The 13,525-nt window shown below is 52.3% G+C and carries 12 protein-coding genes; all 12 read left to right on the top strand.

Features of this window, described 5'->3' with window-relative positions; genetic code table 11:
• The first annotated feature begins 61 nt into the window (after nucleotides 1-61).
• Nucleotides 62-1,174 carry a glycosyltransferase family 2 protein gene (locus H4V96_RS17665; RefSeq protein WP_280721084.1) on the top strand — a complete coding sequence of 371 codons (1,113 nt, stop codon included), beginning with the start codon at nucleotides 62-64 and terminating at the stop codon, nucleotides 1,172-1,174.
• A 2-nt stretch (nucleotides 1,175-1,176) separates the two neighbouring features.
• Nucleotides 1,177-2,247: a dTDP-glucose 4,6-dehydratase gene (gene rfbB / locus H4V96_RS17660; protein WP_196854625.1), complete on the top strand. Its 1,071-nt coding sequence runs from the start codon at nucleotides 1,177-1,179 to the stop codon at nucleotides 2,245-2,247.
• Entirely contained in the window at nucleotides 2,244-3,140 is an 897-nt protein-coding gene (gene rfbD / locus H4V96_RS17655; RefSeq protein WP_196854626.1) for a dTDP-4-dehydrorhamnose reductase, read from the top strand. Before rfbB ends, rfbD begins: the two co-directional genes overlap by 4 nt.
• A gap of 2 nt (nucleotides 3,141-3,142) precedes the next feature.
• Entirely contained in the window at nucleotides 3,143-4,030 is an 888-nt protein-coding gene (gene rfbA, locus H4V96_RS17650; protein ID WP_196854627.1) for a glucose-1-phosphate thymidylyltransferase RfbA, read from the top strand.
• The gene (rfbC, locus tag H4V96_RS17645; RefSeq protein WP_196854628.1) at nucleotides 4,027-4,572 is read left to right on the top strand and encodes a dTDP-4-dehydrorhamnose 3,5-epimerase; all 546 of its coding nucleotides are present in this window, start codon (nucleotides 4,027-4,029) and stop codon (nucleotides 4,570-4,572) included. The genes rfbA and rfbC overlap by 4 nt, the downstream gene beginning before the upstream one ends.
• The gene (locus H4V96_RS17640) at nucleotides 4,569-5,423 is read left to right on the top strand and encodes an ABC transporter permease (protein WP_196854629.1); all 855 of its coding nucleotides are present in this window, start codon (nucleotides 4,569-4,571) and stop codon (nucleotides 5,421-5,423) included. Before rfbC ends, H4V96_RS17640 begins: the two co-directional genes overlap by 4 nt.
• Complete coding sequence (locus H4V96_RS17635) at nucleotides 5,413-6,780, top strand: ABC transporter ATP-binding protein (protein WP_196854630.1); 1,368 nt, start codon at nucleotides 5,413-5,415, stop codon at nucleotides 6,778-6,780. The genes H4V96_RS17640 and H4V96_RS17635 overlap by 11 nt, the downstream gene beginning before the upstream one ends.
• Nucleotide 6,781: 1 nt before the next feature.
• Entirely contained in the window at nucleotides 6,782-10,471 is a 3,690-nt protein-coding gene (locus H4V96_RS17630) for a glycosyltransferase (RefSeq protein ID WP_280721083.1), read from the top strand.
• A 194-nt stretch (nucleotides 10,472-10,665) separates the two neighbouring features.
• The gene (locus H4V96_RS17625) at nucleotides 10,666-11,691 is read left to right on the top strand and encodes a dehydrogenase (RefSeq protein ID WP_196854632.1); all 1,026 of its coding nucleotides are present in this window, start codon (nucleotides 10,666-10,668) and stop codon (nucleotides 11,689-11,691) included.
• Nucleotides 11,679-12,275: a D-sedoheptulose 7-phosphate isomerase gene (locus H4V96_RS17620; RefSeq protein ID WP_196854633.1), complete on the top strand. Its 597-nt coding sequence runs from the start codon at nucleotides 11,679-11,681 to the stop codon at nucleotides 12,273-12,275. Before H4V96_RS17625 ends, H4V96_RS17620 begins: the two co-directional genes overlap by 13 nt.
• Nucleotides 12,275-12,961: a nucleotidyltransferase family protein gene (locus tag H4V96_RS17615; protein WP_280721082.1), complete on the top strand. Its 687-nt coding sequence runs from the start codon at nucleotides 12,275-12,277 to the stop codon at nucleotides 12,959-12,961. Before H4V96_RS17620 ends, H4V96_RS17615 begins: the two co-directional genes overlap by 1 nt.
• Nucleotides 12,961-13,509: an HAD family hydrolase gene (locus H4V96_RS17610; RefSeq protein WP_196854634.1), complete on the top strand. Its 549-nt coding sequence runs from the start codon at nucleotides 12,961-12,963 to the stop codon at nucleotides 13,507-13,509. Before H4V96_RS17615 ends, H4V96_RS17610 begins: the two co-directional genes overlap by 1 nt.
• Nucleotides 13,510-13,525 lie beyond the last annotated feature (16 nt).

Raw genomic sequence — 13,525 nt, 5'->3', positions numbered from 1 at the left:
TTACCTTGTGTTACAAGCTTGTTAAATAGTTGCTGCGTCTGCGATACTTCGTCTACTTGACGTGCTGAGCGTGCTCTGGGCGTCCTATTGGAATGTTAAACGTGGAGGCAAGTTGGTGAGTCCAGTAAGTGAGACGCTTTCAAACGATACTCTTTGCAAGGTCCGTGGATCTGCCGAGCGCTTTGCAACAGCTGGTAAAAAAGAGATTAATTGTGCCAGAGTGGCGGCAGATGCTTGTGGTGAGAACGCAGCTGTGGCCAAGGTAGCGATTTTGCTGTGCACATACCATGGGCAGCGCTATCTTGCTGGGCAGCTTGATTCGTTTGCCGCACAAACCCATCCTAACTGGCAAGTGTGGGCGTCTGACGATGGCTCGAAGGACGCCACGCATGACATTCTGGAAATGTACAGGGGGAAGTGGGGTGGGGGTCGGCTTTCGATACACTCCGGTCCGGCCGAAGGTTTTGCCGCTAATTTTCTTTCACTGACTTGCAAGGCAGATATATCCGCTGACTACTTTGCCTATTCCGATCAGGATGATATATGGGAGGCCGATAAGCTACAGCGTGCTTTGGAGTGGCTGAGTACAGTGCCCGAAGGTGTCCCTGCCTTGTATTGTTCCCGCACTCGTATAGTCGATGGGGATGACTGCGAGATCGGATTGTCTCCCTTGTTTCCCAAAAAACCTGATTTTGCCAATGCACTGGTACAAAGTATTGGCGGTGGTAATACCATGGTGTTCAATGCGGCGGCGAGTGAGTTGCTGCGTGATGTATGCAATGGCTTGTCGGTGCTTACGCACGACTGGTGGAACTATCTTGTAATCAGCGGCTGTGGTGGCATAGTCTTTTATGATGCCCATCCCTCGTTGCGTTATCGGCAGCATAGTGGCAATCTGGTGGGGATGAATTCCAGTTGGCTCGCCAGGCTTGCGCGGATACGGATGCTGTTCCAAGGACGATTCAGGCAATGGAATGATGAGCACATCGCTTCGTTGCAACTGATACGCGACAGGCTGACCCCCGAGAACCGTTTGCTGCTGGATCGTTGGGCAACTTCGCGGAATCGCTGGCTGTTGCCGCGCATGTGGGGGCTGTGGCAAACCGGAATTTATCGTCAAACGATATTTGGTAATTTAGGTTTAATCGTGGCCGCAATATTTAAAAAGATATAAAAATGAGCATAATCGTAACGGGTGGCGCGGGATTCATAGGTAGTAATTTTGTTCTCGATTGGCTTGCTCAATCCGATGAAACGGTGATCAATGTTGATAAGCTGAGCTACGCGGGCAACCTGGAAAGCTTGAGTAGTCTGCGAGATAATTCCTCTCATCAGTTTGTAAAGGGTGATATTGCGGATACCGATCTGCTCGCTGCATTGTTTGCTCAGCACCAGCCGCGTGCCGTACTGAATTTTGCCGCAGAGAGCCATGTGGATCGTTCCATTTTGGGCCCTGGCGAGTTTGTTCAAACCAATATCGTTGGTACATTTAACTTGCTTGAAGCCGTGCGTGCCTATTGGGGCGCTCTGCCGCCTGCGCAGAAGACAGAATTCCGTTTTCTTCATGTTTCTACCGATGAAGTGTATGGCTCGCTCGCTCCGGATGCGCCCGCTTTCACGGAAACGCATCGTTACGAGCCGAATAGCCCGTATTCCGCTAGCAAGGCTGCCAGCGACCATTTGGTGCGTGCCTATCATCACACGTATGGCTTGCCTGTGTTAACCACCAATTGTTCGAATAATTATGGGCCATATCATTTCCCTGAGAAATTGATCCCCCTGATGATCGTCAATGCTCTGGCCGGCAAGTCGCTGCCTATTTATGGCGATGGGCAGCAGGTGCGAGACTGGCTATACGTGAAAGATCATTGCAGCGCCATCCGGCGCGTGCTGGAAGCAGGTACTTTGGGCGATGTGTACAACGTGGGCGGTTGGAATGAAAAGCCCAACCTGGAAATCGTGCATACCGTGTGTGCTTTGTTGGACGAATTGCGTCCGCGTGCGGATGGGCTGAGCTATTGTGAACAGATCACCTACGTGACCGATCGTCTTGGTCACGACCGCCGGTACGCTATTGATGCGAGCAAGATCGAGCGTGAGTTGAACTGGAAGCCCGCAGAAACCTTTGCCACCGGCATCCGCAAGACGGTCCAATGGTATCTAGCGAATGCATCCTGGGTCGCCAACGTGCAGTCTGGCAGTTATCGTGATTGGGTAACGGCAAATTATGCCGAACGCCAGGCATGAAGATTTTACTCTTTGGCAAAGGTGGGCAGGTAGGCTGGGAACTGCAGCGTAGTCTGGCCGCCTTGGGAAGCTTGACTATAATGGGCACGGATAGCCAGCCATTGTGTGGTGATTTTCGTGACCTCGATGGCATCGTGGCCACCGTTCGCGCCATCGCACCAGACGTGATTGTCAATGCCGCCGCCTACACGGCGGTCGACAAGGCCGAGAGCGATGCCGAAAGCTGCCAGCAAATCAATGCGGCGGCACCCGGTGTGCTTGCCGCAGAAGCCAAGCGTTGTGGTGCGCTGCTCGTGCATTATTCTACCGATTATGTGTTTGATGGCAGCGGTACTGCCCCATGGCAGGAAGAGAATGCTACGGGTCCGCTGAGCGTCTATGGAGCCACAAAGCTGCAAGGCGAGCAACTGATCCGGGCCTCTGGCTGCCACTATCTGATCTTTCGTACGAGTTGGGTATATGCCGCACGTGGCGGCAATTTCGTCAAGACGATGCTGCGCCTGGCAAGCGAGCGTGAACAGTTGTCCGTCGTCGATGACCAGATTGGCGCCCCCACCGGTGCTGATCTCATCGCCGACGTCACCGCGCATGCGATTATCGCGGCGCAGCGGGACCCGCAACTGGCGGGTATCTATCATCTCGCTGCCGGCGGTCACACCTCTTGGCATGGTTATGCACGCTTTGTGCTGGAAGTTGCACGCCAGAAGGGCGTCGCATTGAAGGTGCATGCGGATGCCATTACCGCAGTCGACAGCACGGCCTTCCCCGCGCCCGCGCCGAGGCCGAAAAATTCTCGTCTCGATACGCACAAATTACAAACGGCGTTCTGCTTGCTGATGCCGCGATGGCAGTCAGGCGTGGAGCGCATGCTTACTGAAATAATTGAGGGATAGTCATGAATAAACGCAAAGGTATTATTCTCGCCGGAGGCTCCGGGACGCGCCTGTATCCAGTGACCCAAGCCGTGTCGAAGCAGTTGTTGCCGGTGTACGACAAGCCGATGATTTATTATCCGCTGAGCACTTTAATGCTCGCTGGAATACGCGATATATTAATTATTTCCACACCGCAAGATACGCCGCGTTTCGAGCAATTGCTTGGGGATGGACGGGCATGGGGCATCAATCTGCAGTATGCCGTGCAGCCAGAGCCAGAGGGGCTCGCGCAGGCGTTCATTATTGGCAAGGACTTTGTCGGCAAGGATTCCTGCGCGCTTGTACTGGGAGACAATATTTTTTATGGTCATGACCTGCAGGGCCAACTGGAACGTGCCACCTCGCAGACTGGGGGCGCCACGGTCTTTGCCTATCATGTCCAGGATCCGGAACGCTATGGTGTGGTCGACTTTGGCGAAGACGGCCAGGCCACTAGTCTGGAAGAAAAGCCATCTTCACCGAAGAGCAATTATGCCGTGACGGGCCTGTATTTCTATGACAACCAGGTGCTCGATATTGCTGCAAGTTTGGAGCCGTCCGCCCGCGGAGAACTTGAGATTACCGATGTCAATAGAATCTACCTACAGCGCAAGCAGTTGAACGTCGAGATCATGGGGCGTGGTTATGCTTGGCTAGACACGGGCACGCATGAGAGTTTGATTGAAGCGAGCAATTTCATTGCCACGATCGAACATCGCCAAGGGCTGAAAGTGGCATGCCCCGAAGAAATTGCTTACCGTAAGGGTTTTATTGACGCTGCGCAAGTCGCCAAGCTGGCGGCGCCGCTGGCGAAGAATGGATATGGCCAATATTTACTGCGTTTGTTGAAAGAGGGAGTGCCGCATTGAAATTAATCAGCACACATATTCCTGACCTTTTGATTCTTGATCCAAAAGTTTTTGGTGATGATCGTGGGTTTTTTTTCGAAAGTTTCAATCAACGTCAGTTTCAAGATCTGACCGGACTGGATGTAGATTTCGTCCAAGACAACCATAGCCGCTCGGCAAAAAATGTTTTGCGCGGGCTACATTATCAAATTCAGCAGCCACAGGGGAAATTGGTCCGTGTGGTCCATGGCAAGGTATTTGACGTCGCGGTGGATTTGCGGCGCAGCTCCCCTACGTTCGGCCAGCATGTCGGTTTGGAACTGTCTGCGGAAAATAAGCGCATGTTCTGGATACCGCCAGGCTTTGCGCACGGCTTTGTCGTGCTTTCCGAGACCGCGGAATTTCTTTACAAGACAACGAATTATTGGGCGCCTGAGTTCGAGCGTTCCTTGTTATGGAATGACCCTGCACTAGCGATTGAATGGCCGCTGGATGGCGCGCCACAGTTGTCGGCGAAGGATCAGGTAGGAAAAAGCTTTGATGCTGCGGAGTGTTTTGCATGAGTCAGCATCCTGTGAGTGTTAATCCGCATGCCGCGCATCCCACATCGCCCGTCGCCTTGGTAAAAAGCCTGTGGCGCAATCGCCAGCTGGCCATGCAAATGACCAAGCGCGAAGTGGTCGGCCGCTACAAAGGCTCGGCAATGGGTCTGGCATGGTCGTTTTTTAATCCGGTTTTCATGCTCTTGGTGTACACCTTCGTGTTCTCCGAGATTTTCAAGTCGCGCTGGAACGGACTCGGTGGCGATGGTACCAAAACCCAATTTGCCATCGTGCTGTTTGTAGGCATGATCGTTCAGGGCTTGTTTTCCGAAATGCTGAATCGGGCGCCTACCTTGATTCTTGGCAATGCCAATTATGTCAAGAAAGTAGTATTTCCCATTGAAATTTTGCCAGTGGTAAATATGGGCGCCGCGCTATTTCATAGCCTGGTGAGCATCGTCGTTTTATTGATGGCGTTTGGTATTTTTAATGGTTATCTGCAGTGGACCGCGATCTTCATCCCGCTGGTCTTGCTGCCATTGGTCATATTGACTCTCGGCATCGTCTGGATCCTGGCATCACTGGGCGTGTTCTTGCGCGACGTCGGCCAGTTTATTGGTGTCATCACCACCGTGCTGATGTTTCTGGCACCTGTGTTTTATCCTGTCAGTGCCGTGCCTGTGTCGCTCAAGCCACTTATCATGGCTAACCCCCTGACATTCATTATTGAACAGGCGCGTGATGTGCTGGTGTGGGGGCATATGCCGGATTGGTATGGCTTGCTGGCATATGCGGCGGTGGCGATACTGATTGCTTTGATTGGTTTTATCTGGTTTCAAAAGACCAGAAAGGGTTTTGCTGATGTCCTCTGAAGAAATTGCTATTCGGGTTGAAAATCTCAGCAAGTGCTATGAAATTTATGACAACCCCCGTGATCGTCTCAAACAATTTGTGCTACCTCGCCTGTGGCAAGGGGCCGGCCTGAAGAAAAAGCAGTATTTCCGTGAATTCTGGGCACTCAAGAATGTTTCCTTCGAGGTAAAGAAAGGCGAAACCTTTGCCATTATCGGACGCAATGGTAGCGGTAAGTCTACGCTGCTGCAGATGATCTGCGGAACCTTGAGCCCCACGAGCGGCTCTGTGCAGACAAATGGCCGCATTGCCGCATTGCTGGAGCTGGGCTCCGGATTCAATCCTGAGTTTACGGGACGTGAAAACGTCTATATGAATGCTTCTGTATTGGGCCTGAGTAACGAAGAAATCGATGCGCGCTTTGATGATATCGTGAGTTTTGCCGATATCGGCACCTTCATCGAACAGCCAGTCAAGACGTACTCCAGCGGCATGATGGTACGGCTAGCATTTGCCGTCATTGCCCACGTCGATGCCGATATCCTCATCGTCGATGAAGCACTTGCCGTGGGTGACGCCTTTTTCACGCAGAAGTGCATGCGCTTTATGCGTAATTTCATGAAGAATGGCACCGTCCTGTTCGTTAGTCACGACACGGGCGCCGTCGTAAATCTGTGTAATAAGGCGGTATTGCTGGAGCGCGGCGAGTTCAAGGAAGAAGGAACGCCCAAGGAGGTCATCGAGCATTATCTGGCGACCCTGTATGAGTCGACGACTGAAGCCGCGCAAGCCAAGGCTGGACGCGAGGTCGCGGTGGAAACTCGGGCAAAGGCACTGGAGCTGCCCCATGTGGACATGCGGGCATCTCTCTTCAATGGATCTACCTTGCGCAACGATATCGAGGTGTTCCAGTTCGATCCTGATCAGGCTGGATTTGGCACCGGCGAGGCAAAAATCTTCTCGGTGCGTTTGCTCGAACCGAGTAGTGCGCCATTGTCCTGGATAGTCGGCGGCGAGGAAGTGGTATTGGAAATTCGCTGCCGTGCCCAGAGTGATATCGTGCGCCCCATCATCGGTTTTCAATTCAAGGACAGGTTGGGGCAAGTGATTTTCGCCGACAACACATTCCTCGTTTATAAGAATAGTCCGGTGGCTGCGGCTGCGGGCGCGGAACTGACTGCAAGATTCGAATTTCGTCTTCCTGTGCTGCCGTCGGGGGACTACAGTATCTCGCCTGCTATCGCCGACGGTACGCAGGACGAGCATGTTCAGCATCACTGGTTGCATGATGCTCTGATGGTACGCGTGCACGCCAGTTCCGCGTGCTTTGGTTTGATTGGCTTGCCAATGACAAGAATTAGTTTGGAGGTCGAATAAGATGCAGTTTACTGGTGAGCGGTTTATTCCCACTGAAGAAGGAAAAATTCAGCTTGAACACTACCATCGCTATGCGGTGGTGCGCGATATGGTTGTCGGCAAGCGCGTGCTTGATGTTGCCAGTGGCGAAGGATATGGCGCGTCGATGCTGGCCGATGTGGCGCTTGCCGTGACCGGTGTGGATATCTCCAGAGACGCCGTGCAGCATGCAGCTGCGACCTACGTCAAGTCGAATTTGAGCTACCTGGAAGGCAGTGCGACCGCCTTGTCCTTCGCCGATGCTTCTTTTGATGTCGTGGTGTCATTCGAGACGATTGAACATCTGGCTGGGCAGAGTGAAATGGTGTCGGAGTTGCGTCGTGTATTGCGACCAGAAGGCATCCTGATCATTTCTTCGCCGAATCGCCCTGTGTATTCGGAAGAGAGCGGCGAGCATAACGAGTTTCATGTCAAGGAACTGGATTTTGCGGAATTTGACGCTTTGCTGAAAGTCCAGTTTCCAGCAGTGCGCTATCTTGGACAACGCATGCTGATGGGCTCGGTGATTCAACCGCTGAGTAGCGGACTTGATGCATTTCGTACCTGGCACATGGATTCAGGAGAAATACAGGATGGCAGTGGCCTGATCCATGATCCCGTGTATTTTCTGGCCATCTGCGCTGCGTCGGAAAACCTTCTGCCGGAAGCCGGTGTGGGGATGACGTCGTTTGTTCATCCGGGGAAACTGGATCTGGTCAAACAATATGTCGGTTTCGCCAAGTGGGCCAAGGCGCAGGATGAGGCCGTGGCAGAACGCGATGGTCATATTCGTCGTCTTCAGCACGATGCTGAAGAGCATCTCGACTTCATCAAGAAACTGCAGGCGAGCCAGGCTGAATGCGATGGGCATGTTCGTCGTCTTCAGCACGAGGCCGAAGAGCATCTTGACTTCATCAAGAAATTGCAGGCGAGTCAGGCTGAATGCGAGCAGCAATTGCAGAGTTACGTAGACACCAATGCCAACCTGAATAGCGATATGTTGTCTTTGCATCAAGTTGTCGTAGAGCGCGAGGCCAGCCTGGACGTACTGCGCCAGATGCTTGCTGACCGTGACAGCGGTATAGATTCACTGCGTCAACTGCTCGCCGATCGCGATAGCGTTCTGCTACAGTTGCGTGAACGCCTTGCCGAGCGCGACGAAGGCTTGGCTCTGATGCGTAGCTTGCACGATAAAATTTATGCGGAAGCCCAAGCTGTTACGGCGGCGCATAACGCTCGCATACTGGAGGGACTACGATCTAGTGATGCCGCCCTTTTACAAAGCCGCGACCAGGCTATTCTGGATTTGAGGCATGATCTTGAATACTGTCATCAGCACATATCTTCGTTGATAGACGAAACCGTGCGTCGCGGCGAGTGGGGCCTCAGGCTAGACGCCGAGATCAAAGAGGCGCGCGACGCCTTTAAGCACATCGTTAATACCAATTCCTGGCGCTTGACCAAGCCGCTGCGCGAGGCGCGGCGATGGGTGAGTGCGCCTGTCAGACAGGGTAAACGCTACATCAAAGGCGCTGTTCAACTTGCCAAGCGCGGTTATACACGTTTGCCCATCAGTATCAGCACGCGCATACAGCACAGATTTCTGCTGCAAAAGCATTTGCCGCGATTATTCCGTATTGCTGCAGATCAAACTATCGGTGTTTCGGTAGAGCATGTGTCTACTGTCGCAACTATCGAAGTGGATGATTTCGATGCAATCGCGCGCAGTATCCAATTGCCAGTCTTTGATGCGCCGTTGGTGTCGGTGATCATCCCTATTTATGGGAAGTGCGACTACACCTTGCGCTGCCTGATGTCTGTTGCAGCGCAACTACCGCGGGCTTCGTTTGAAGTCATTGTCGTGGATGATTGTTCCCCGGATAGTTCCGCGGAAGTCCTGCAGCAGGTTCGTGGAATTCGCCTGCTGCTCAATGGGAAAAATCAAGGTTTTATTCGTTCGTGCAACATCGGTGCAAAAGCAGCCACCGGAAAATATTTATATTTTCTTAATAATGACACGGAAGTGATTCAAGGTTGGTTGGATGAGTTGCTTAATACTTTCCACCTGTTCTCAAATGTGGGCTTTGTCGGCTCCAAACTGATCTACCCGGATGGTAGCCTGCAGGAGGCTGGCGGCATTATTTGGAAAGATGGTAGTGCCTGGAACTTCGGTAGAAATCAAAATGTATCTTTGCCGGTTTATAACTATGCCCGTGAGGTAGACTACTGCTCGGGTGCGTCCATCATGGTACCGCGCCCATTGTTTGAAAAGTTGGGCGGATTTGATGAACATTATTTGCCTGCCTATTGTGAAGATTCCGACCTCGCCTTGAAAATTCGTGACGCCGGCTATAGCGTTTTGTACCAACCAATGTCAGTCGTGATTCATTATGAGGGCATCACATCAGGAACGGATACAGGTGGCCAGGGTGCCAAGGCCTATCAGATTGAAAACAGCAAAAAGTTGTTCCAGCGCTGGAAGCATCGCTTGGCATATCATCAGGAAAATGGTATTGATGTAGATGACGCAAAAGATAGAATGGCGCAGCGTCGTGTGCTGGTGCTAGAGCATTGCACGCCAACTCCAGATCAAGATGCTGGTTCGGTAAGTGTATTCAACATTCTTCTCTTGCTGCGCAATATGGGCTATCAGGTGACTTTTATTCCTGAAGATAATTTCCTGTATATGCCGGACTACACAACCTTGTTGCAGCGTGTTGGTATCGAGGTTCTATATCATCCATATCAAAGCTCAGTCGAACAACATTTGATTGAATCTGGCAGCCGCTATGATCTGGCGTTCCTGTTCCGTCCTGCTGTAGTGCAAAAACACCTGCAGGCTGTACGAAAGTATGCGCCTCAAGCTAAAGTGTTGTTCTATACACATGACTTGCATTATCTGCGTATGTTGCGCGAAGCAGCGTTACAAAATAATTCTGACAAGAAAATCGCGGCGCTTGAGATGAAAAAAATCGAGCTGGCAGCGATGCGTGCGGTAGACGCGTCCATTCTGGTTAGCCCAACAGAGATGGAAATGCTGCGTACAGACTTGCCTGATCAGAAATTGCATGTATTACCGCTGATTTTGGATATTCCGGGAACCGATATTCCATTTTCGCAACGTAACGATATTGTCTTTGTCGGTGGTTTTCAGCATCCGCCTAATATTGATGCTGTCCAACATTTTGTTGCAGAAGTCATGCCGCGGTTACGTCCATTATTGCCAGGAATACGGTTCTTTATCGTTGGCAGTAAGCCTACTGCGGAGATCCATGCTTTGGCAGCTGACGATGTTATAATTTCCGGCTTCATTCCGGACTTGACTAGTTATTTAAACCGTATGCGTGTTGCTGTTGCACCATTGCGTTATGGTGCGGGCGTGAAAGGGAAGATCGGTACAGCGATGGCAGCAGGTTTGCCCACTGTGGCTACGGAACTTGGAGCGGAGGGCATGGGCTTGACGGATGGTGAAAATATTTTTGTTGCAGATGACCCGCAGCTGTATGCAGAAGTTATTGCTCGCTTATATAGAGATGAATCCTTATGGAATAAGATTTCAAGATCAGGAATCATTTTTTCCGAGCAATCGTGGGGGCTTGCTGCAGGAGAGGCAAACCTGGAACGCATCCTGAACGATATTGATTTGCCGCGTTTTCCTATTGCGCCCAAATAATATGTATCACAAGCATACCCAACGGCTCATAGTCAAATAAGAGCTCAGAACCGCTGGGCTATTCAGAATTGAACCTGATAAAATTTATCTATCTTTAACAGCTTAATGACGACATTATTTCTTTTGGACAGCGCTGCAATAACTGATGCGCGCACTGTAGCTTATATTTTTTCTATGCACATTAAGGGGGCGTTATGATCATACGTGCCCGGGCACCTTTGCGTCTTGGCCTCGCTGGTGGTGGCAGCGATGTTTCCCCCTTCTGCGATCTGCATGGAGGTTATGTACTGAACGCAACCATTGATCGTTATGCTTATGCTGTGATCAAGACGTTAGAGGAGCCGCAGGTTCGTTTTGTCGCCACGGATCAGCAAGAAAAAGTATCGTTTGCGATCGGCAAGGCATTACCTGTGGATGGTGAGCTGCGTTTGCATATGGCCGTATATAAGCACATGATCCAGCATTACAACGCTGGCGTGCCGATGGCAATTGAACTCAGTACATTCTGCGATGCTCCGGCAGGTTCTGGCCTGGGTTCTTCCTCGACGTTGGTTGTTGTGATGATTCGTGCCTTTGCCGAATTACTTAATCTGCCGCTGGATGACTATGCGATCGCACATCTGGCGTTTCGCATCGAGCGCGTTGACTGTGGTTTGCAGGGGGGGCGGCAAGATCAATACTCCGCCACCTTTGGTGGCTTCAATTTCATGGAGTTCTATGCCGATGAGCGTGCCGTAGTCAATCCCTTACGTATCAAGAATTGGATTATCTGTGAGTTGGAGGCTTCGCTGCTACTGTTCTATACAGGGGTATCGCGGGAGTCTGCCAAGATTATCGCGGATCAAAGCGCGAACGTGCTCTCCGGTTCTGTCGAGGCAAAAGATGCCATGCATGGTATCAAGCGTGAGGCATTGGTTATGAAGGAGTGTTTGCTTCGTGGCGATTTCCAAGGGATTGTCGATTCGATGCGGCAAGGTTGGGAAAGCAAGAAGCGTTCTGCCAAGACGGTATCAACTCCCCACATCGAAGAAATTTATAACGCCGCCATCGCCGCAGGAGCGCTGGCTGGCAAAGTGTCGGGTGCCGGTGGCGGTGGTTTCATGATGTTCTTCGTACCGCCTGACAAGCGCATGGACGTGGTGCGAACCTTGAGCCGTTTCGATGGCCAAGTCAGTAATTGTCATTTCACCAAAAACGGTACACAGGCATGGAGAGTTTAATGAAACAGTATATTCAGAAGCAGATCGAGGAATCGCAGCGCGTGATGACAGCCATGTTGGCCGATCAGCGGTTGCAGGACGCCACGCTGGCAGCGGCGCAAGCATGCATCACGTCGCTGCAAAACGGCGGACGTATTTTGTTGGCCGGGAATGGCGGCAGTGCCGCTGATGCGCAACATATCGCTGGAGAATTTGTCAGCCGCTTCATGTTTGATCGTCCAGGCTTGCCGGCGATCGCGCTGACCACCGACACGTCTATCCTGACTGCCATCGGCAATGACTATGGCTATGAAAAGTTGTTTGCGCGCCAGGTGCAAGCGCACGGCAACAAGGGCGATGTGTTCATCGGCTACTCGACCTCGGGCAAGTCGCCGAACATCCTGTTGGCTTTCCAGGAAGCGCGCGCGCGCGGCCTGATTTGCATCGGCCTGACCGGTAACCGCGGAGGCCCAATGCGCGAGCTGTGCGACCATTTGCTGGAGGTGCCATCGCCGGATACCCCGAAAGTCCAGGAAGGCCATCTGGTGCTGGGGCATACTATTTGCGGTCTTGTCGAGAACGCGATTTTCACCGCGCCGAACTGATGGAAGCGATCGTTCTCGCGGGGGGGTTCGGTACCCGGCTGCGCGCCGTCGTGCCGGACCTGCCCAAGCCGATGGCACCCGTTGCCGGTCGCCCTTTCCTTGAAATTCTGCTGACGACCCTGGCCGCCAAAGGCTTTACCCGGGTCATCTTGTCGCTGGGCTTCATGGCGGAGAAGGTTGTCAGTCATTTCGGCCGTGAGTTCTGCGGCATGGAATTGGTGTACGAGATCGAAACGACGCCGCTCAACACGGGCGGCGCCGTGCGTGCCGCCATTGGCCACTGCCGTAGCGATCACGTGTATGTGTTCAATGGCGATACCTATCTGGACCTGGAGGTTGCTGAGCTGGAACGTCAATGGCAAGCCACCCGCGAAGTGCAGATCGTCGTGCGCGCAGTGGACGACACGGCGCGTTTTGGCCGCGTGGACCTGGCGCATAACCATATCGTGGCCTTTCTTGAAAAAGGTGCGGCGGGACCTGGCTTGATCAATGCCGGCTGCTACGTGCTGCCTGCTGCTGCGCTAGAGGCCTTTGCGCTGGGTCAGCCATTCTCGCTCGAAACGGAGTTCCTTATTCCTGCCGTGCAAACCACAGCGGTTGGCGGCTTCGTCACACAGGGGCTGTTTATTGATATCGGTGTGCCGGATGACTACGACCTAGCGCAAAGCATGTTGGCGGAGATTTGATGGAACAGCGGCGCGCCCTGTTCCTAGATCGCGATGGCGTGATCAATCACGACTCTGGCTACACCCATCGGATCGAGGATTTTTATTTTATCGACGGCATCTTTGACCTGTGCCGTGCCGCCCAGCAGGCCGGCTATCTGATCATCGTCGTCACGAACCAGGCGGGCATCGGCCGCGGCTATTATACGGAAGAGGACTTCCAGGTGCTGACCACGTGGATGGTTGGCCGCTTTGCCGAAGAGGGTGTCACTATTACAGACGTGCTGTATTGCCCGTTTCATCCGGAGCATGGTGTCGGAAGATATAAGTGTGAATCGGCGGATCGGAAGCCGAATCCGGGGATGCTGGTGCGAGCGGCTCGCACGCATCAGATTGACTTGAACCAGTCAATCATGGTGGGTGACAAGGATTCGGATATGGAAGCCGCAACCAAAGCTGGCGTGCAAATTCGATGTCATTATGCCGCTGAGGTTGAGTGCGGAGAAAATTTTATTGATTCAACTCATCGATTTTTTATTATCAGGGAAATAATCAAGCTTTTTGATTGAATTTTCCTGTTCGTGG

The sequence above is a fragment of the Janthinobacterium sp. CG_23.4 genome (assembly GCF_029892305.1).
Taxonomy (GTDB): Bacteria; Pseudomonadota; Gammaproteobacteria; order Burkholderiales; family Burkholderiaceae_D; genus Janthinobacterium; species Janthinobacterium lividum_D.
This window is presented reverse-complemented; position numbering and strand designations above follow the sequence as displayed.